This is a genomic window from Mesorhizobium sp. WSM4808 (assembly GCF_055811675.1).
Genome location: NZ_JBVVQX010000019.1, coordinates 1 through 19,552, shown reverse-complemented (window position 1 = coordinate 19,552; position 19,552 = coordinate 1). Strand labels below are relative to the sequence as shown.

Here is a 19,552-nt window from a genome sequence, read left to right as displayed (position 1 = left end):
CCTGAGGCCGGACAGCAACAACATTACGCCACCCTAGTCTAGCTTATGGCCTTGGGAGATTCTGCGATCAAGCCTCACCCAGCTGTTAGCTGGATTCAGTTTGCGCTCGCCACAAGCGGGTGTAGGCGCCTTCACTTGTCACCGGATCAGCATGCTTTCCCTCCGCAACGACCCGCCCCTTTTCTAAGACGACTATTTTGTCGGCCCCACGGATGGTGCTCAGTCGATGAGAGATGACGACGACAGTCTTGCCGTCCCGACGCAGATCCTCGACCACGCGTAGGACAAACGCCTCGGCGACGGAGTCGAGTGATGACGTCGCTTCATCGAGGATCAGGCTCTCCGGATCCCGGTACAAAGCACGAGCCAACGCTAGGCGCTGCTTCTCGCCCCCGGAGAGGCGCACGCCGTTCTCGCCGAGATAGGCCTGGAAGCCACCCGGCCAGCGCTCGATCACATCCCTCAGCCCTGTTTGAGCGCAGATGCGATGGATCTTCGCGATGTCCGGCTCGAATTCGCCAATTGCGATGTTGTCGATGACCGATCCCGAGAACACGTCGATCGATTGGGGCACCGCAGCGACGACCTTGCGCAGGGATACGGTCGAGAGGTCTTGGATAGCATAGGGGCCAATCCGGATGTGCCCACCCTCAAGGGGGTAGACATTCTGCAGCAGCGCCGCAAGGGTGCTCTTGCCCGAGCCACTTTCACCCACAACCGCAGTCATTCCCCGCGGGGGAAGGTGACGCTAAGATCCTGGAAAAGGTCCAGCTGCCCGCCATAGCGGAACGTGACATTCCCCAGGTGGATGTCGCCAATGCCGCATTTGGTGGCGTCGATGCCCCCACCGCTTTCCGGCTCCAGGTCGAATATATCGAACAGGCGATCTGCCGCGATAAAAGCATCCTGAACGACCCGGTTGGTCTGGATGAGGCTGGCAACCGGCCGGGTGACATAGCCCAGCAAGGTATAGCAGGACAGTAATTCGCCGGGTGTGACGGTTTAATCCAGGGCAAGCGTCGTTCCGTACCACATCAGCATGATGGTGAATAGAGTCGCGAGGAAAGTCGAGGTGCTGTTTCCAAAGATCGAGATCAGGCCGGAGCTGTAGACGGAGTGCAGCATTTTGATGAAGCGGGTCTCCATCTTAAAGTTGGCAAAGCTCTCCATGCCGGAGGTCTTGATCGTGGAGACAGTTCCGAGTGATTCCACCAGTTGCGTCTGCAGTTCGGCAGCGCTCACCATCACAGCGCGCTGGCGGCCCCTATTCAGCCGGTTAATGGTCCAATAGACTGAGAGGTACAAGGGGATGGAGACCGCCACGACCAAGGCGATCTTCCACGAGTAGAGGAACATCAGCCCTAACGAGAACAGTATCGTTAGCACGTCGACGAACATGTTGATCGAGACGTCGTTCAGGACGCTCCTGATCTTCACCGCGTCATTCATGCGGGAGATGATTTCGCCCATGCGCATGCTGTCGAAGAAGTTCTGAGGCAAGCTCAGGATGTGATTGTAGTAGCCGAGGATCAGCTGGACGTCGATCTTCTGCCCCGTTTGCAGCACGAGCCGGTTTCTGAGGAGATCGACCAGGATCTGCACAACCAACATCAGCAGCATGGCGACACTCATCAGGTTGAGCAGATTGCGGTTGCCCCAGCATTACGGTGATGAAAGGCAGCGACGCCAAGGCCGCAGCCCAGAGAGCACGATAATCTTGTAGATGATCAAAGCTCTCTCTGATCCTCGAGAAAGGATGCTCTCTGCAGTGCAGTTGGCGAGCTCAGGAACAAGTGAGATAATGATGCCGATCTCGCTGGTTACAATGATATTGGTCGATAATGTTGCCAATCATTCACCATGTCTTCGGCGCGTACACCAACGAATCCTACCGCAGAAGCTAAGGCTATGAACCAAAGACCACCGGAAGTTGACGATCCCGCTTCTCGGGTTGGCGCGGTCAATCCGTATACTGATGTCTCGGTATTCATTGGTTTTCTTTTTCAAAACGATGAATGTCGGCCTATCATTCTGCCGCTTGGCAGCACTCCCCCGCGTCCAATGGCGGCGATACCCATGCCGACCACGCAAATAGAGGCCAAAAAGGCGTTCTGTAGCTTTATTCCCAATCCAACTGAGATTGCGTCGGCCGAACATCACGCTGCCGGCAAACCCAGGCGACAACTGCCTGGAGATGACCGAGGTCAACCCCAGAGCAGTCTCGAATAAAATAAATCACTTAATGATGCTTAACATATTCTATCACAGCTGCTATACCAAGAGCTATCGCAGCAACTCAGCCAAATATTTACGACGCTAGCCAGAACCACCCTCCGGACGTTGCACGTGCTTCTTCGCGCGTTAACTCGATCAAACCATAGGCTTGCATATTGATCTTCATTTTTTCTTTCATAGATCGTGAAATTACGGGATGAAACAATAGCTGCATCGTAGCGGCGTGTGCCGCCGCACAAGGAGATCATCAAATGTCGTGCCAACTGTACAGGAAACTCCAAACAGCGCTTGCGCATCGTTAGAGGCTTAGTTGCGAACGCGGCCACACATCGGGCCGAACATCACCATGTCGCGAATTCGACAAACCCGACAACAGTCTACCAAAGTCGTTCTGATCGTCTGGAGAGGATGCTCTCTTCCGTACACGTATGCTTCATTGTTCCCGTAGAGAACAGGCACATCAGTCAACGATGCTGTCGGCCGGCAGATCGCCGGTCCTCCTCTCATAGAGCCCAAGAGAATGAATCCGTGATGCCGGTCGGCGGCGTGTGGTGCCAGGCAAAGAGAACCTCAAAAGACATCCCAATCCCACGGGGAGCGTCTTAGAACCCTGTTCAGCAGATTCGACGGCTACATGGAGTGCGCGCGTGTCACCAGCAAAGCATCGCGGATGGCGGACCCGACAACCGGAAAACCGCCAGCAGGGACTAAGTCGTCGCGTTGGGTTGGCAATGAGGTCAGGACCCGTATGTCGGACAGAGGCCGGACGGCCTAAGCAACCGAGGCTGTGTCCACTGGGTCATAGTGCCTGCCATGACGCAATTCGACCGATCGGCCGCTTGGGCCTTGCCCGGCGTACGGTTTACCCCTCACTGTCCGATATCGGTCAATTTCCTTGTGGCACGCTAGATGCAAGGGTCCTTCTGAACACATCAAGGATGCCTCCTATGATCAGGCCCACGGAAAAATGCTATCGCCGTATTCGAGACCGCGCCCTCGCGAATCCTCAAGCTGCTCAAACGTCGGCGGCTTATGTTGGAGGGAGCGACTGCGCTCGATCAAAACACGGGATAAGCTTGGAAAGCATCTCGCTGACCGAGACGCGATCATTCGAAGCGGGCAGCGGGCCGTCGATCGCGCCGCCCCACACCTCGCCGACATGAGTGTCGATCTCATCACTATGCTGGGATCCACGGGCTTCACAGCTAACCACTCGAAAGCTTCTAGCAACTCCAGCGGCGCGGAGGAGAATGCCCGTGTGGAGCGTAAACCAAGTGGCCGATATTCGCCGCGATCGTCGCCTGATTGGGAAACACCTACACGAGCAGAGCAAGTAGAGCTCTCTTGCATTGGAGTGGGTGCCGGGCCGTCTAATTTGAGCCTTGCGTGTCAGATACACGAGCAAATTGGGCAAGGGGCCTTGTTCCTGGATCGGCAAGTCGACTTCCGCTGGCACCCAGGCAGCGCATTCGATTCCTCGGAGCTCCAGGTCAGCCACTTCAAGGATCTGGTCACGCTCGTGAATCCGCGATCAGCCTACACTTTCATAAACTACCTGCACGAGAACGGGCGTCTCTACCATTTCCTGAATGCACAGTTCGAGGCCGTGCTCAGAGCTGAGTTCGAGCAATATCTGAGCTGGGCCTTCCAGAGGAACCCGCTTGTCAGGGGCGGCCAGACGGTGCGCGAAATTCGCTTTGACGGCGAGTTTCGGGTGCGCACGGATAACGCGGCTCTCAGCGCCAGAAACGTCGTGATCGGCATTGGCAAGCAGGCGAAAGTTCCGCCTCAGTTTAAGGGGTGGACTGGACGCAATCTGTTCCACTCATCTGAATTACTGCACATCCACCCTGAGGTGCACAAAAAGCGTGTCTGTGTGGTCGGCGGGGGACAGTCGGGAGCCGAGGTGCTGTTGCATCTTGTCGGCCTGCCGGAAGAAGGGCGGCCTGCCTCAATCACTTGGGCCTCGCAACGCGAAAACTACCTGCCCCTCGACGACAGCCCGTTCACAAACGAGTTGTTCATGCCCTGCTTTTCGGATCGTTTTGCGGCTATGAGCGAGTCACACCGCAGGCTGTTCCTGAGGCGTTTTATGCTTGCTTCGGACGGCATTTCGGAAAGCACTTTGCGCGCTGTTTATCGGGCGCTGTACCGCCACGCATTTCTTGAGCCAAACCAATGCGCAATCGCACTGCGGCCGGGCTGCACGGTCTTGCACTGCACCAATGCCGGCGCGGCTCACAGGCTGACCCTGCGGCACGGCATGGACGAGTTCGAAGAAGTCACGGCCGACTTCGTCATCCTGGCCACCGGTTACGAGAACGCGATACCAGCCTTCCTGGAACCGATGGCGGACCGGCTGGAAAAGATCGACAATGAACTGGCCATTGGCGACGATTTTTCGGTGAGCTGGGACGGACCGTGTGACAGACGCATCTTCGTACAAAACGCGAGCCTCGGGCAGCGCGGGCTGGCTGATCCGAATCTAAGCCTACTGGCCTGGCGAGCGCGTCGCATCCTCGACAGCCTTCTGGGGCGCGCGCCGCGCGCCGACTCTGAGCATCCCGGCTTCATCAGCCCTACCTCCGCCGACAGCTGGTTCGACCCCGTTGCAGAAATGGGCGGCGGGATATGACCCGCCGACTACGGATCATCAGCGGTGGCATCCAAGGAACGATGTCGTCCTTCGCCGTAGCGAAAGCCGGAGCCTTCTCCGAAAACATCGCAACTGAACCAGCTGGACTCAGCGGCCCATCTCATGACTCCGCGAGCGAGCATTTCGCCTTCGGCCGCAAAGACCCTAGCAGGTCGCTCACTCGAAACTGCGCAGTGGCCTTGGTGGCCATTCCTGGTCGACGCTCAGCGGAGGGTACCGGCCCGTAGCAGTGGGCGTCGTGGCTCATCGGTGGAGCTCATGTCGCGCATGTGCCGGCCCTGATCGCCCAGCCCCAATGGGACCGTGTCGCAGAAGTTTGTGTGGGGCACGGCTTGTGCTGGATCAGACCGCACGAAAGGTCGCCTACCGAGCAGCCGCATCATCAATAGCATGGTCGGCCGTGTACCCTTTAGACGTACCGCCCCGCAGACGTTTACAAGCCTCGACGATCTCTCCAGTGAGGAGGGACAACAAAGCCCTGCAACATACCCGGAGCGGAACGTGCTTAGCACCGCCGCCCCAGATGCCGTGGAGTACCGTCTGCGTCGATGCACAGCCTGACCCGAGCCCGACTGCCATAAGCGGGAGTTAGACCACCGTCCTACGAACAGGAGGCTTTTCGTATGTTGACTGACGCACAAAGAGAAAAGTGGCATAAGGACGGCTATGTCAGGCTCGAAAGGTTTTTCGATGCCGTGGCTGTGGAATGCATTTCCAGTTTTGTTGAAGACGTATCACGCTGGGAGGTCAGCGATGACAAATGGCTCATGTGGTTCGAGAAGACGACGGATAATCGAAAGATCACCTCGAAGGCCGAGAATATTCTCGACTTCCATGATCCATTGCGTCATCTGCTCCTCGACGATCAGCGCATAGAGGCTGCCGTCGAGGAGCTGCTTGATGAACGGTCGCGCAGGCTCAAGGAGTTGCTGATTATCCAGTATCCCGACAGCGGCGGCTATCGCCCGCATCAGGACATCTATCACATTCCACACGGACTGCCCGACCGGATGGTCCATGCGGTCGTTGCGGTAGGCATCGACGACTCCGACCCGGACAACGGCGGCCTTTTCTTCAGCCCCGGCAACCACAAGAAGGGGATCTTTCCCATGGATGCCTGTGGCGTGATTGATCCTGAGGTCGCCGAAACGTTCTCCTGGGAACCCGTAATATGGAAGGCTGGCGACATCTTCATCTTCGACGATTACGCACCGCATTACTCGCAACCGAACAAGAGCAACCGTTCGCGGCGGACGCTCTACTTGGTCTTCCGGCGTGCTTCAACCGGTGGGCCGACCCGCGCCGAATATAATGTGCTTAAGCGCGCCGTTAATCCGCCAGAGGGCAAAGTGGCCGATCTAGACAATCTCAAGCCGCCAAACGGCATCTTCTACCGCGATTGAACTCACGCAGCTAGGCGAGGCATGCACAGGAAACTGATCGGCTGCTCAAAATGCGGAGAGCATTGCGTTTTCGATTGTGGGCTGCTGGAGCAGCGCCGCAGCCGTCACGGCTTTGGCACGACGATTGTGGGGTGATCGCCGGGCGGTCTTCCGTGACGCCTAAAGCCGTACTGGCGTGCCCGTCTTGGCCCGCCTGGGGGCTAGAGTTGGATTATTCTGGAGGGAGCGCCAACGGGTCCGGGCTGCCGCCTCTCTTCGTTACTTGCGGCAGAGGCTTTGCGTTGGCGGCCGAAGATACCACTGCTTGAATAGCTGAGGTTCGTTATGCGCAAATCCACGTTTTCTCGAACGGAACTGTCGCGGGCGTTCGGTATTGACGTGGCCACGTTTGGAACCGGAAGCGCGGGCACCGGATTTTCATTTGGCAAGGTGGCACCGGGCGTCACATCCGAGCTCCACCGGCACGACGAAATCGAGGCTTTCGTAGTCCTGTCTGGCGCGGGCAAGGTCAGGACCGACCAAGGGGAAATCTCGATCAAAGCCGGCGACGTAGTTCTGTTCGACCCATTTGAAGCCCATGTACTACATAACGATGGGGACGAAGATCTAGATTTCGTGGATGTCTACTGGCGTGACGGCAAGGTCGCCCTCGATGCCGCTGCACAGGTCGCGGCTCCCGGCCGGCCGATCTTCGTCTTCTCCACGCCGCCGACGCCTAATGGCGATCTGCATCTGGGGCATCTTTCTGGTCCTTATTTGGGTGCAGATGTCTACACGCGTTTCCTGCGCATGAAAGGGGCCGAGGCCTATCATCTGACTGGGAGCGACGATTACCAAAGCTACGTTGTGACGCGTGCCGATGCCGATCAATCGACGCCCGCAAAGGTGGCTCGCCACTACGCGCACGAGGTTCGCACCACGCTTGGTCTTCTTGACTGCGAGATCCACAGCTTCCTACAGACGATGGGCGATGCCGCTTATGGCGAATTTCAAGCCGCGTGTTTCCGTAGTCTTCTGAGCAGCCGGCCGTAGATGTGACCGAGAGCCCTGCGCTGTTTGACGCCGTGACAGGCGATTACCTTTACGAACCGGATGTTAGCGGCCTCTGTCCCGATTGCGGCGCCTCCGCCGGTGGCAACATCTGCGAGGAATGCGGCGCCCCGAATCTATGCCACGACCTGGGTGCAGTCCGGTCGCGGCACTCGGCCCAGGCGCCGCTGGTCGGCTTCGTGCGCCGCCCCGAACTCGCTCTGGAACGGTGCTATGTCAACATAGACCGGCATTTAAGGGCGTCGGGCGCCCCCGTTCGGATCCTGGACCTCTTCGCGCGTCTACGCCAACGCGCCGACCTTTCCGTGCCCATAACCCACCCCTCGAACTGGGGCCTGCCGGCCGAAGGACTGCCTGGGCAGGTCATCTGGGTCTGGCCGGAGATGGCTTTCGGATTCCTTTACAACATCCAGACGCTAGCTCGCATGCTTGGGCGCGACTGGAATGCGGCCATGCCCAGCAACGACTGGCAGATTGTCCATTTCTTCGGTTTCGACAATTCCTTCTACCACGCGCTACTCTACCCCGCTGTTTATGCCGAGGTGTTCTCCCACTGGACCCCGCGAGTCCGGTATCACGTGAATGAGTTCTACCTGCTCGATGGGCAGAAGTTCTCGACCAGCCGCCGCCATGCGGTGTGGGGTAAGGAGGTTCTGGGTCCAAGGACAGTCGACGTCGTGCGCCTTCATTTGGGCCTGACACGCCCGGAAGGTGAGCGGACGAACTTCACGCTGGACGCGCTACACCCCACCGACAATGAGGTGTTCCAGGCGATCTGGCTGAATTGGCTTGATGCGCTGCACCGGGAAATCAAGCAGGACTTTGGTGGCTGTGTGCCCGACGCAGGCGACTGGGCTCCCACAGATCGCGCTTTCCTTGCTCGGATAGAGAACCATCGCGCAGCGATGGAACGCACCTATTCGGATGATGGCTTCTCGGTCCGTCGCGCGGCCGTGCAGGCCTGCGATTTCGTGCGCGATTGCGTAATCTACCGTCAGGCGCAAGACTATGCAGTGGCGCGAAGTCTCTATCTCGCTCGCACCCGGACTTGGCTCGCGCTTCAGGCAACGGCCGCTGCTATCCTTGCGCATACGCTCGCACCGCTGATGCCCCGATTTGCCACAACGCTTGCGCGAGGCATTGACGGCGTCTCACCCGAAACATGGCCCACGTCCGTGCGGCGACTTGCGCCAGGGACGATCTTTGATCTCGGACCCCTGCTCGCGTTCTATGCCAAGTCAGAAAACCTTAAATGACCAGCGAGCGTATGAGCTAGCCGAACCTCGACCGGAGGTGCGCGGCAATCAAAGCCCGATGAAGACAATGTCTTTACTCGCTGCCGCTGACGCCTGAAGGCCGCTACCTAGCTCTTGAGACCAGATTTGCCAACTGAACCAGCAAATGGTTGACGCCGAGCTTCCAGTCCTTACTGCCGCAAATGCCGGTGTGGGCTCTGCGCTGAACAACCGCTCCGGCATTGGGGGATTGCCGTCCGAGTACGGTCAAACCCGCCATGGGTCGAGGCACTGGAATCTGCAACGCTGCCGAACCTCTGTCATGAAAATAATGGAAGGTGCATGCGGCATCCGCCCTCTAGCGAAACAGCATACGCGCTCCGGCAGCTCGCACTCGATATGCCCGGCCTCATCGACCCGGCGCTGTTCGCTGTTCTAAGCGATTTACGCACCAGAGATGCGTGTCCAAAACCTGACAGCCGGCAGAAAACATGTCGGGATGGAAACAACCGTCCTCTTGGCTCTGTCCAACTTATTGAAGCCAATAAAGCGTTTGCAGCGTGCCAGGCGCGCTGGCACGGCCTTTGCTCGTTGAGGGGCGGCGATGGTGGGTTGACCCGCATGAGACCACGCAACAGGTGTGATGGCCTTCCGTGTGTTCCGGTCCTGAGGGTAGTGCCAGATCGCTTATGGGCGCTAACGAGGTCCGGGAAAAGCTTTTGGAGAACAACATGGTGTTGCGTATCGAGTCCCCGGCTCCTCCGATCAAAGTCAGCAACTGGGTCCGTGGCAAGCCCCTCGCGAACTTTCAACCCGGCAAGGTGTACCTTGTTGAGTTTTGGGCGACTGGATGCGGACCTTGTGTGGCGGCGATGCCCCATCTGATGCAGCTACAGGACAAATTTAAAAATAGCGGATTTGAGGTGGTCGGAGTCGCAGCTAGCGAAGATGGCCCGACCGCGGAGGAGACGCGGACGAGCTTGGATGCTTGGCTGGTTCAGAGATTCCCCAATTTAAATTATCGGATTGCCCTCGATTATACAGGCGAAATGAACAGACTTTGGATGAAGGCGAGTTCTTCTCTCGGGATTCCTGCCTCGTTCCTGGTGGACCGCGACGGCCGCATCGCATTCATCGGCCACCCATCGGAACTCGATGACGTTTTACCCAGAGTTATAGGAGGAAGCTGGCGCAGCAGCGACGAAGCGAAAGCCGCCGACAAAGGGCGGATCGATGGGAACCAGCGCACAGCGCGCGAACTGGCGCTGACCGAACCGATATACGCCAAACTCCAGCCGGCGATGCAGGCGCAGGAATGGAAGGCGGCACTCTCGGCCGTCGAAGAAGGCCTCGCTTTGATGCCAGACAATTACGGGTTCCGGCATACTCATGCGGATCTTCTGCTTCACAAGATGCGCGACTTGGAGACCGGCTTGCCAGTTATGCGCCAACTAGTCGACGACGCTATCGACAAGAAGTTTGAGGCCGTGTCCTGGATGGTAATGGCCCTGAAGCAACTCTTCGATTCCTCGACGAACAACTCCCATCTTCCTCCTGCTGAGCGCTTCGCGATGGGCAAAGAGCTGTCTGAACAGATCTTGGCACTGAGTTCCCCACAAAGCGACGGCCCCCTCAAATTTGTTTGGTACGTTCCGGTCGCTCAGTATTATTATGAGTGTGGCAACAAGGTTCGCGCGATCGAGCTGATCGAGGTTGCGCTGAAATCGCTCGACCTTCCGGAGCCAATGCCAGCCCACATCGAACAGTACTACCTTACCCCCTTGCTCCAAGCCATGGCCAACTACACGGGTGAGAACGCCTCTTACGCGGATCTCTGCGTAGTTCCGCAAAATAAGGCTCCGGAAACTCAAACCGCAGCCGCCTGATGAGCAAAGATCACAAAGGAACACGTGGAATTGAACCTGGCCGACTGTCTGCGGCGGCGCGTCGGCAGGAAGTATGCCCAGGGCAGTAGAGGCGGGATCGTTTGCTGCAAATAGAGGCTCAGACATTAGTGACCAACAAGCGGACACGGCGCGGAAGAGAAGTTCGAGCCAAATTTGGCCTGTCTTTGAAGGCATCACAGTTCAGGGCGTATTCGAGATCGGCCACGAAGACGTCAACTGCGTGGAATCGCGCTTCCCACGCCAGCCGTGGATTGCGCAGGTGTGCCCGAACTCGGCGTATCGGAAAGCGGAAATCCTCCGTTGCGGACGAGGAGTGGATTGAGGAAACGAAATCTCTCGCCTGGCCTGCCGTCAAAAAGGAGCGACTTGCCCCTGTGGACCAACGCCTCCCCTGCGGCTTATCCGATGCTCAGGGACTCACAGGGCTCATGCAAGGGAAATCGGGGATCGAGCCGCTGGCCGGCTTCATCGTCAAGGAACTGCGCCGGAAGATCCGATCATGCGCGATCCGGATCTGCATGTGGAGGCACTATGTTTCCGGCGGAGATAGCGATCGAGGTGAGCTCAGGCGTGATGAAACGCCACAATAGGATTGAAAGTTTCTGGGCCTCTGGCTCATGCTTTTTGCGGACGGCAGTTGGTCGTTCTGTCGAGGCGTCCGGCGGTTGGGCTTCCAGGCTTTCAGGGAAGTCGCGGACGGAACCAAACTGGTCGATGATGCGATTGCAGCTATTGCGATGTCGCGGGCGTGAAAAGACCGATTTTCAAGGAAGGATCATGTCAAGCTTGGATGAGATGGTGAAGAAGGTCCGAAAGCTTCAACTGCGCGCAGCAATTGCTAAGACGAACCTGCGCGACCTTGCCGAGGGTCTTCCGGTGAAATGGACTGAGATAGAGGAAGTGGCCGACAAGGCGCACGCCGTTTACGCGGAGTTGCACGGTGCCAGGAGAGAGCTCGCGAAAATGAAGAGTTTACAGTGAGGAGCGCATTCATCACGCGTGACGGTTCCAGATGGATACCGGAATATCTGACGACCATAGATGGCAAGATCTGTATCGGCTGCGGGCGCTGTTTCAAGGTCTGCTCTCGGGAGGTCATGCACCTTTACGGAGTAGATGACACGGGTGAAATCCTCGGCGCCTGCGACGGCGGTGACGACGATTTCGATGGCGAGCTCAATCGCATGATCATGGTCGTCGACCATGCCGGCCGATGCATTGGTTGCGGAGCCTGCGGGCGGGTCTGCCCAAAGAACTGCCAGACCCATGTCGCGGCAGATCAGATCGCAGCATGAGCTGGATGATTTGACGAGACAAAACGAGGAGAACGGCATTGCGCTTCATAATCTTTTGTCGGTTCCTCGGAGTGGTCCTGTGCATCAACGCTGTGACGGTTTACTGCGCCTCGCATTCGATCCGTCTAGCAGTGGTCACGACGCTGGGCTGTTCGTTGCTGCTCCAGATCGGCTATTTCGTAAGTGTGCTGTTTCTGATTTGGCGATCCAGCTGCGCTGGAAACGCCGGGCAAGGTGCTGAGCTTTTCGGTTCCCAGGAAGTTCGACACCAGTCGCCCGATGAAGAAGAACGTAGGAATGAAACTCAAGACGTGTCCCAGCGCAATCGAATGCTAGGCATATCGCTGCTCCTCCCATGAGGCGCCTTATAACAAGATAGGAGCACGGATTCATCACTTTGGATCTACTATTGAATATTGAACTGATCGATGCCTGGTATGGTTGCGGGTGATGGCATTCTGATTGTTCTAACGCCAGGGGTGCAGTTTCGGTCCATAGACATGGATTGCTTCGTCTCGCTGGCGAACGAAGCGCCGGAAAACATAACAGTGGCGCTCTGTTTGAACATCCGAAGGCAGCCGACTTCACCGTCAAATAAGCCTCTTACAAAAAGCTCTGCGTCGCTCGTTCAGCTCAACCACGTGCCGCTGGAGAAAACATGCTGAAAAAGTTCAAACGCTACCCGCTCACCTTTGGACCTACGCCCATCGAGAAGCTCGACCGCCTCGGCAACCATATGGGCGGCAAGGTGGAGATCTACGCCAAACGCGAGGACTGCAACTCCGGTCTCGCATTCGGCGGAAACAAGCTGCGCAAACTCGAATACATTGTTCCTGATGCGATCGCGTCAGATGCCGATACGCTCGTCACCATCGGCGGCGTGCAGTCCAACCACACGCGCATGGTCGCCGCGGTCGCCGCCAAGATCGGCATGAAATGTCTTCTGGTTCAGGAGAGCTGGGTCCCACATGAAGATGTCGTCTATGACCGGGTCGGCAATATTCTCTTGAGCCGCATCATGGGCGCAGAGGTGCGCCTGGTCGACGAGGGCTTTGACATCAGTATCCGCGACAGTTGGGAAAAGGCGCTCTATGATGTCAAGGCAAGGGGCGGCAGACCTTATGCGATACCAGCCGGTGCCTCTGTCCACCAATACGGCGGCCTTGGTTATGTCGGGTTCGCCGAGGAAGTGCGCGCCCAGGAGAAACAGCTTGGGTTTGCCTTCGACTACATTGTCGTTTGCACTGTGACGGGTTCAACGCATGCCGGCATGATCGTCGGGTTCGCCGAGGACGGTCGCCAGCGCAGCGTCATCGGTATCGATGCCTCTGCCACTCCCGCAAAGACAAAGGCGCAGGTGCTTGGCATTGCCCGACATACAGCGACCCTCGTCGAGCTCGGAACGGAACTTGTCGAGGATGACGTGGTGTTGCTCGAGGATTACGCGTATCCGCGCTATGGCATTCCATCGGAGGAAACCAAGGAGGCGATCCGTCTGTGCGCGCGGCTCGAGGGCATGATTACCGATCCCGTGTATGAGGGCAAATCAATGCAAGGCATGATCGACCTCGTCCACAGAGGCTTCTTTCCAGAAGGGTCGAGGATCCTCTACGCGCATCTCGGCGGCGCGCCCGCGATCAATGGTTACGGCTACACCTTTCGCAGTGGCTGAGGCTCGATAGTCTTAAAGGCAGAAGTCTTGTTTTATTAGCATGTCGCACTTGCAAGTTACAGCATGCTGTTAATTCAGTGCCACCCGATATCAGGCCCGTCGTCTCCTGGCCATGGAGCCCAACGCCGTTGGGACGCCGGACCTCCTTGCTATCCTTTTGCGTGTTCTGTCGTCTCAGATGGTGAAGCTCACGTTGTAATCGGTCAGGAAATCCTGCAGGGTCAGGATTTGCTCTACCCCCCTGAGGTTGTCGGTCGTATCGAGCAACGCGCGGGACCTGTCGACGGACAACAGCGGTGCCACTGCCGCATTGCGGTCATTCAGCAGCGCGGTGAACCGCATGCGCAGCATTCTGTCATAGGTGGCATCCTGGATAGCGGGATACGCACTCTTCACTCGCTGCACCACCGACTGCGGGAGCAGGTCCGCGGTGGCGGTCGCAGCAGGCTCTTCTCGCGCCCGTCGAAAGTCTTGTGGGCCCATGGGGTGCCGAACACGTACTCGACGAGGCGGTGGTCGCAGAAAGGGACCCGCACCTCGAGACCCAAAGCCATGCTCATCCGGTCCCTGCGGTCGAGCAGCGTCGGCAGGTGACGCGTGAGAAAGAGGTAGCAGACCTCGCGCATGCGAGGCTCGTGCGGATCGGCCGAGGCAGGCCCGGTCAGAGCGGGTACTTCCGCAAGTGCCCTGCGGTACTGCTCGTCGAGGTAGCCGGGAAGGTCGAGTTTCTCGACCAAGCCGGGGTCTAGGGACCGCCGAACGATATCGTCGCTGTCTTCGATCCAGGGAAACGTGTCGGCTTGAACGTGCGCGGGATCGTGGAAAACGAGTAGCCGCCGAAAAGCTCGTCCGCGGCCTCCCCAGACAGGGCCACCGTCGAGTGTTTGCCCGATGGCCCGGAACAGCAGGTAGAGCGAGCTCTCTAGGTTATCAATGTCAACGGCAGGTCCGGGCGTGAAGGGTAGCGGCCCGCACGTTCGGGTCCATGAGGTCGTCTGCGGACAACGTGATGTCCGTATGGTCAGTACCAAGGTATTTCGCGACCTCCTGCACGTACGGCCCGTCGGGTGTGGGGCGCCACGGGCCGGGGACAAAGTTGTCAGTGTAGCCGACGAAGTCGACGGCGAACGACCGTATCCGTTCGTCGCTGAAGCCCGCGGCCAGTGCGGTCATGGCCGAGGAATCAAGCCCGCCCGACAAGAGCGTGCATAGCGGCACGTCGGCGATGAGCTGCCGCTGAACTGTGTCATCCAGCAACTCGCGGACGTGCCGAACGGTGGTAGGCACATCGTCGGTGTGCCCTCTGTCTGTGAGCTGCCAGTAGCTCATCTGCTGGACGCCGTCGCGGGTCACGCGGACGATGTGGCCAGGACGTACCTCACGCATACCGCGGAATACGGTGTTGTACGGGTCGGCGACGGAGCATAGGGTGCGACGAAGCCCGTCGGCGTCCATGGCCCGTTCCGCGAGACTATTAGGAGCGGGTGAATGCGCGCCGGCGTCAACAAGGGACAGCGCTATTAGGCGAATGTCTGGCGAAAGAGCGAGAGTCCCGCTATTTTCGGTCGAAGACCAGAGAGGCACATATCTCGGACCGGAGCATTATTGCCAATCGACATTGATTGAAGCGAACGAGCCCAGACATTTGGCGGAGAGGAGGACTGGCGCAGCAGCGTCCGTGTTTCTTTTTCCTCTAAATTCTCTTCCTCGTTGTGGTCTGCGGCAGCAATGCCCGTGCAACACGCTAGTCGTTTCAGCATGCGCACATGCTCAACTAGCCCCGACCGGGCCATCCGCTCAGCCCGGTCTCAGCATTGGCTACGCCGCGCGCGATCGCGATCAAGTGGCGCTGCGCCTTAACGGAACGGCATGGACTAGCGTCGGCGCAAGGTTTCCCCCTGAATGTCGGGTACCCGACAGGAACACAAACCTGCTAACCCATTGCTTTAATGATAATTTCCTTTTTGGCACGTTCCATGCTTGAGACTTTCCGAACGCATCAGCGGATGTCGTCCTATGATCAGGCTCACCGAAAATGCCCGCGCCGCATTTAAGGCCGCGCTCTCGCTGGCCGCCAAGCCGGCCGAAGGTCGGCGCATCATGGTCGAGGCGGGCGGCTGCGCCGGATTAAATCCGGAATAGGTTTGGAAAGCATCTCGCTGACGGCGACGCGGTCATCGAGGCGGTCGGAACTAGGACATACGTCGATCCCGCCCACGAACCACATGTCGCCGGCATGACTGTCGCTCTCGTCACTGGGCTGGGATCCTCGGGCTTAAATCACCGTCTAACAACGCTGGCACGACCTGGAGATGGAATATTGGATAATCTTCTTAAACAACTCCGCTTATGGATAAATGAGGCTTTCAAGGATTTTTCCAGCGAGCATTCGAGCGCGCATGTGTCAGCGTGCGGCGTCGTCTTTTTTGATGACGACAATTGTAGCTACGGCGGGCGGAACTATCGATCGGCTCTCCCGCCAGCATCATCTGGCTATACCGCAGCAACAAACAAACTCAATCAGGAAAACGAATACAATATTCCGCCCATGACCGACCGCTAAATCCATTATGTCATGTGCGTTTACAATATACGACTTTTACAAAAAGCGCTCAAAAACTGAACTTAACATAAAATAACTTTATGCCGCGGTTGGCTGGAGTAGAGGTTAGCGGTGCCTTGTGTGCCGAATACGGCACCTTAGACCCGGCAGCTTCGTGCACCAGTGAACACACCTGCGCGATCGCGGCTGAGCAGAGACTATGGAAGCTCGCGGATGACTGCAGTTCCTCAACTTGGAAAGTTGGCAATCGGAGTTCCCGACCAGGTTTCTTTGGTCCCCACGACGGATTTGCGAATGGCAACCAAGGAGGCATTTGCGGTCGAGTTCGGCCGATTTCTCGACCAGTCTTATGATATTGCTCAACCGGAAAAGTTGTTCGGCCTGGTAGGTTCTTTTGCCCTGAAGTTTGATTGCCCGTGGATCGCATATGGCCTTCTTACCCCCAATCAGAAATTTTTGAGGCCGGTCCGGCGCGATCCTGCGGTCATGCTGAATTATCCTGATGAATGGCTGCAGCGCTATATCGATATGGGATACGACAAAATAGATCCCATCATTAAGACAAGCCGAAAGCGGACAGGAGCCTTTCGTTGGAGCGACGTGTACAACGACTCAAGTACGACAGAAGACGAACGTCGCGTTTTCGACGAGGCTGCGACGTTTGGTTTAAAGTCGGGCATTAGCATTCCATTGCACCGCCCGGATGGTAGCCTTGCAGTCGTGAGCTTCGCTCAGAGTTGCGACCGAGAGTTACAAAATATAACTATCACATACTTGCAGCTCGCAGCCTTACACTTCCACCTTAGAATCGCCGAGTTCGCGAATTCGAGTGGCAACGAAAAGCCAGTTAGTCTCTCGCAAAGAGAAACGGAGTGCATTCTATGGGTGGCCAGAGGAAAATCATCGTGGGAAATAGGAAAAATTCTGAAGATTTCGGATAACACCGTGAATTTCCACATAAAGAATGTGATGAAAAAATTGGACGTTGCTAACAGAACGGTCGCCGCTATCAAGGCGGCCAGTGCCGGCATAATACAATTGTAAGGCGTGCGTCAATATAGTGAAGGATAAGGCAGGTATGTCACGTCTGCAAAGAACTTCGCATCCCTGGAAATTCTGATCGGGTACGCCAGGAGAAAGGGGCTGGCGTCCCGAACAGACAGTCGGCCGGTGGGGCGTGGCGAATACCGAGCGGGTGCTTCGTTCGCTTGTGAGACCGCAGCCTCCTCGCGTTCACAGCCGATGTCGCCGGTGGTCCTCCTCCTTGACCCTTGAGCCCTGACCATCTCGCACGCGCGCGTCTCGCCCGTAAAGCCAGCAGCGCAGGCACAAACACCTTATAAGGCTTGCGGGTGCGGCACGCTCGACACTCTCGAACAGTTGCCGGCAACTGACGCCCACAGCCGGCGCATGATGTGGTCGTTGATGCAATCAAGTGCCTGACGAATGGCCGCATTGGCTTCTGCCCGCGAGAAGAAGGTCTGATTGCGCAACCGCCCCAAGGAGTCCTGAAGACAAGCTGATGCAGGGGACGTCGGGCTCAGCCTTGTAATTGTCGCCAGTTTCAGAACCTTCCACCGGATCTCGTCGACGACGGCGCGCCATTGGGCATTTGCTGGCTCGGCCTCCTGGGGAAGCTGTGGCGATGGAGTCCGCGCCGGCCGATCTTGCCGGCATGGGTTGCGCGACGCGCAGCGCTGCCACGTGGTGTTGAGCACCTTGGTGACGGCGGCCTTCAGGCCCTGGTGGGTATCGGAGACGACGAGCTTGACGCCATGTACCCCCCCGCGGGTGAGCTTGCGCAGGAACTCCGTCCAGATCGGCTCGTGCTGGTCTTCATGCCTAGAGCACCGTCCTGTTTAATCCGGTTCAATCCTGCGGCTTTGAAGTAGTTGGCACATTCGGCTGGGGTGAAGAGGTCGATGACCAGGCCGACCGTGTCCCACAGCGCGGCGATCGTTCTTTCGGCCTTTGCGCGCAGCATCGCCTTGAGTTTGGCGAAGGCGTTCTCAATCGGATTGAAGTCGGGACTGTAAGGCGGCAGGTAGAGCAGGTTTGCCCCTGCGGCCTCAATCGCGTCGCGCACGCCGGCGGCCTTGTGGGCGGGCAGGTTGTCCATGACGACTACGTCGCCCTCCGACAATGTCGGGACCAGCACCTACTCGACATAGGCCAGGAACACGTTGCCGTTCATGGCGCCGTCGTAGACGAAGGGCGCAGTCATGCCCGTCAGCCGCAGCGCTCCGGTGAAGGTCGTGGTCTTCCAGTGGCCATGCGGCACGCCGGCCCGGCAGCGCTCGCCGCGCGGCGCTCTGCCACGCAGGCGGGCCATCTTTGTGGAGAGTCCGGTCTCGTCGCTGAACACGAGCTTCGCCGGATCGAGATCGAGCTGGCCGTCGAACCAGTCCCGGCGCCGCTTCAGGATGTCGGGGCGATCCTGCTCCAGTCCGTGCGCGGACTTTTTTTGAATGTCCAGCCGTGACCGCGAAGCCAGGCGCTCAAGGCGCTGCGGCTGATCCGCACCGACTGCTCGGCGACGAGCCGCTCCACCATCTCGTTCAGCGTGATGTCCTTGCGCTCCTCGATCAGCCCGACGATGAAGGCTTCATGCGCATCGAGGCTGGAGGCGCGACGGCGGCCCTGCGGGCGTGGCGCCAGTTCGCCGATCTTGGCTCGCGCAATCCAGCGGATCGCGCTGGACACTCCTACGCCGAACCGCGCCGCCGCTTGCCGCGCGGACATGCCCTCGTCCGAAGCCTTCAAAACCCGCGATCGAAGATCCCCGCTCAATGCTCTTCCCATCGTCGTCCACCTCCATCGAGGTGGATGTTGAATCGTAAGTGCCCGGTGACGACCGCCTTCCCTGGCGGGGTTCGGATCGGATATTGGTCGGGCTCTGGACGCTGAAGATAGTGTCCACGAGCGGACACGATCGCGACGGATGGAGTGGCAGGCCAACATTCTCGTGGCGAGACGGTGCGCGCCCGCCGGCGCAAGTCATACACTCTCGAAGAGAAGCAGCGGCTGGTTGCCGAGAGCTGTGAGCCTGGGGCGTCGGTGTCGCTGGTGGCGCGGCGGCATGACATCAATGCGAACCTGTTGTTCACGTGGGGCAGGCAGATGCGCACGCCGACGTCGGCGGCTTCGCCGCTGGAATTGGTCCCCGTCGAAGTTATCAGCAGCGCGTCGGCTGCCTCACCAGCCGCGGCGGCCGGGGCGGAACAGCGCGGCATGATTGAGATCGTCCTGGTCGGCGGTGTGCGCGTGCGGGTGGACGCCGAGGTCAGCGAGGCAGTGCTGCGGCGGGTGCTGTCGGCTCTGAAGGCGGTGGCATGATAGCGCCTGGGTCTGGGGTGCGGGTCTATCTGGCGACGCAGCCGTGCGATATGCGCAAAGGGATGGATGGCTTGGCCGCCCAGATCCAGAACGTGCTGGCCGCCGATCCCTTCTTATGCATCGGGTGAGATTTTGTGGCGGAGCCGTCCTCGTGCCAGCCGGGGTCTGCCAAATCTGGAATCCTCCGCCACATAATATTT

16 protein-coding genes and 5 pseudogenes are annotated in these 19,552 nt (G+C 58.3%); 14 read left to right on the top strand and 7 right to left on the bottom strand.

The window, feature by feature from the left end; genetic code table 11:
* Positions 1-85 precede the first annotated feature (85 nt).
* Positions 86-1,656 (bottom strand): annotated as a pseudogene (locus tag AC0L2U_RS27850) (peptidase domain-containing ABC transporter); the annotation flags it as partial.
* Between the two features lie 1,933 nt (positions 1,657-3,589).
* On the opposite strand from AC0L2U_RS27850, the gene AC0L2U_RS27845 reads away from it, so the two are divergent.
* The 9 genes from AC0L2U_RS27845 to AC0L2U_RS27805 all read left to right on the top strand — a co-directional run bounded on the left by AC0L2U_RS27845 (position 3,590) and on the right by AC0L2U_RS27805 (position 13,453).
* Entirely contained in the window at positions 3,590-4,870 is a 1,281-nt protein-coding gene (locus AC0L2U_RS27845) for a lysine N(6)-hydroxylase/L-ornithine N(5)-oxygenase family protein (protein ID WP_473602990.1), read from the top strand.
* Positions 4,871-5,514: 644 nt separating this feature from the next.
* Positions 5,515-6,294, top strand: a complete 780-nt coding sequence (locus tag AC0L2U_RS27840) for a phytanoyl-CoA dioxygenase family protein (RefSeq protein WP_473602933.1) — start codon at positions 5,515-5,517, stop codon at positions 6,292-6,294.
* Between the two features lie 324 nt (positions 6,295-6,618).
* Complete coding sequence (locus tag AC0L2U_RS27835) at positions 6,619-7,326, top strand: cupin domain-containing protein (protein WP_473602932.1); 708 nt, start codon at positions 6,619-6,621, stop codon at positions 7,324-7,326.
* A 2-nt stretch (positions 7,327-7,328) separates the two neighbouring features.
* Positions 7,329-8,600: a class I tRNA ligase family protein gene (locus AC0L2U_RS27830; protein WP_473602931.1), complete on the top strand. Its 1,272-nt coding sequence runs from the start codon at positions 7,329-7,331 to the stop codon at positions 8,598-8,600.
* A 710-nt stretch (positions 8,601-9,310) separates the two neighbouring features.
* Positions 9,311-10,465, top strand: coding sequence for a TlpA disulfide reductase family protein (locus AC0L2U_RS27825; RefSeq protein WP_473602930.1), 1,155 nt, complete (start codon positions 9,311-9,313; stop codon positions 10,463-10,465).
* 552 nt (positions 10,466-11,017) lie between these two features.
* Entirely contained in the window at positions 11,018-11,467 is a 450-nt protein-coding gene (locus AC0L2U_RS27820) for a CCE_0567 family metalloprotein (RefSeq protein ID WP_473602929.1), read from the top strand.
* The gene (gene fdxB, locus AC0L2U_RS27815) at positions 11,464-11,781 is read left to right on the top strand and encodes a ferredoxin III, nif-specific (RefSeq protein WP_473602928.1); all 318 of its coding nucleotides are present in this window, start codon (positions 11,464-11,466) and stop codon (positions 11,779-11,781) included. The genes AC0L2U_RS27820 and fdxB overlap by 4 nt, the downstream gene beginning before the upstream one ends.
* 71 nt (positions 11,782-11,852) lie before the next feature.
* On the top strand, positions 11,853-12,140 hold the full coding sequence (locus tag AC0L2U_RS27810) for an exopolysaccharide production repressor protein (protein WP_473602988.1): 288 nt from the start codon (positions 11,853-11,855) through the stop codon (positions 12,138-12,140).
* 299 nt (positions 12,141-12,439) lie between these two features.
* A complete protein-coding gene (locus AC0L2U_RS27805; protein ID WP_473602927.1) occupies positions 12,440-13,453 on the top strand; it encodes a 1-aminocyclopropane-1-carboxylate deaminase in 1,014 nt (337 codons plus the stop codon).
* 174 nt (positions 13,454-13,627) lie between these two features.
* Here AC0L2U_RS27805 and AC0L2U_RS27800 read toward each other — a convergent pair whose 3' ends face one another.
* The 4 genes and pseudogenes from AC0L2U_RS27800 to AC0L2U_RS27785 form a co-directional block, all read right to left on the bottom strand.
* Positions 13,628-13,849, bottom strand: coding sequence for a hypothetical protein (locus tag AC0L2U_RS27800; RefSeq protein ID WP_473602925.1), 222 nt, complete (start codon positions 13,847-13,849; stop codon positions 13,628-13,630).
* A pseudogene (locus AC0L2U_RS27795) lies at positions 13,846-14,265 on the bottom strand (asparagine synthase-related protein); the annotation flags it as partial. The pseudogene AC0L2U_RS27795 and the gene AC0L2U_RS27800, both read right to left, overlap by 4 nt.
* 17 nt (positions 14,266-14,282) lie before the next feature.
* Positions 14,283-14,336 (bottom strand): annotated as a pseudogene (locus tag AC0L2U_RS27790) (asparagine synthase-related protein); the annotation flags it as partial.
* A gap of 53 nt (positions 14,337-14,389) precedes the next feature.
* Positions 14,390-14,908: an asparagine synthase-related protein gene (locus AC0L2U_RS27785; protein ID WP_473602924.1), complete on the bottom strand. Its 519-nt coding sequence runs from the start codon at positions 14,906-14,908 to the stop codon at positions 14,390-14,392.
* A 561-nt stretch (positions 14,909-15,469) separates the two neighbouring features.
* On the opposite strand from AC0L2U_RS27785, the gene AC0L2U_RS27780 reads away from it, so the two are divergent.
* From AC0L2U_RS27780 to AC0L2U_RS27770, 3 genes are all read left to right on the top strand, one after another.
* Positions 15,470-15,595 carry a hypothetical protein gene (locus AC0L2U_RS27780; RefSeq protein WP_473602923.1) on the top strand — a complete coding sequence of 42 codons (126 nt, stop codon included), beginning with the start codon at positions 15,470-15,472 and terminating at the stop codon, positions 15,593-15,595.
* A 178-nt stretch (positions 15,596-15,773) separates the two neighbouring features.
* Positions 15,774-16,016: a hypothetical protein gene (locus AC0L2U_RS27775; RefSeq protein WP_473602922.1), complete on the top strand. Its 243-nt coding sequence runs from the start codon at positions 15,774-15,776 to the stop codon at positions 16,014-16,016.
* A gap of 294 nt (positions 16,017-16,310) precedes the next feature.
* Entirely contained in the window at positions 16,311-17,060 is a 750-nt protein-coding gene (locus tag AC0L2U_RS27770; protein WP_473602921.1) for a LuxR family transcriptional regulator, read from the top strand.
* Between the two features lie 647 nt (positions 17,061-17,707).
* On the opposite strand, the pseudogene AC0L2U_RS27765 reads toward AC0L2U_RS27770, so the two are convergent.
* Both AC0L2U_RS27765 and AC0L2U_RS27760 read right to left on the bottom strand, forming a co-directional pair.
* Positions 17,708-17,842 (bottom strand): annotated as a pseudogene (locus tag AC0L2U_RS27765) (transposase); the annotation flags it as partial.
* Positions 17,843-17,889: 47 nt separating this feature from the next.
* Positions 17,890-18,818, bottom strand: a pseudogene (locus AC0L2U_RS27760) (IS630 family transposase); the annotation flags it as partial.
* 144 nt (positions 18,819-18,962) lie between these two features.
* Between AC0L2U_RS27760 and tnpA the strand changes: the two are divergent.
* Both tnpA and tnpB read left to right on the top strand, forming a co-directional pair.
* Positions 18,963-19,352, top strand: a complete 390-nt coding sequence (gene tnpA, locus AC0L2U_RS27755; RefSeq protein ID WP_473602920.1) for an IS66-like element accessory protein TnpA — start codon at positions 18,963-18,965, stop codon at positions 19,350-19,352.
* Entirely contained in the window at positions 19,349-19,480 is a 132-nt protein-coding gene (tnpB, locus tag AC0L2U_RS27750; protein ID WP_473602919.1) for an IS66 family insertion sequence element accessory protein TnpB, read from the top strand. Before tnpA ends, tnpB begins: the two co-directional genes overlap by 4 nt.
* Positions 19,481-19,552: the final 72 nt, after the last annotated feature.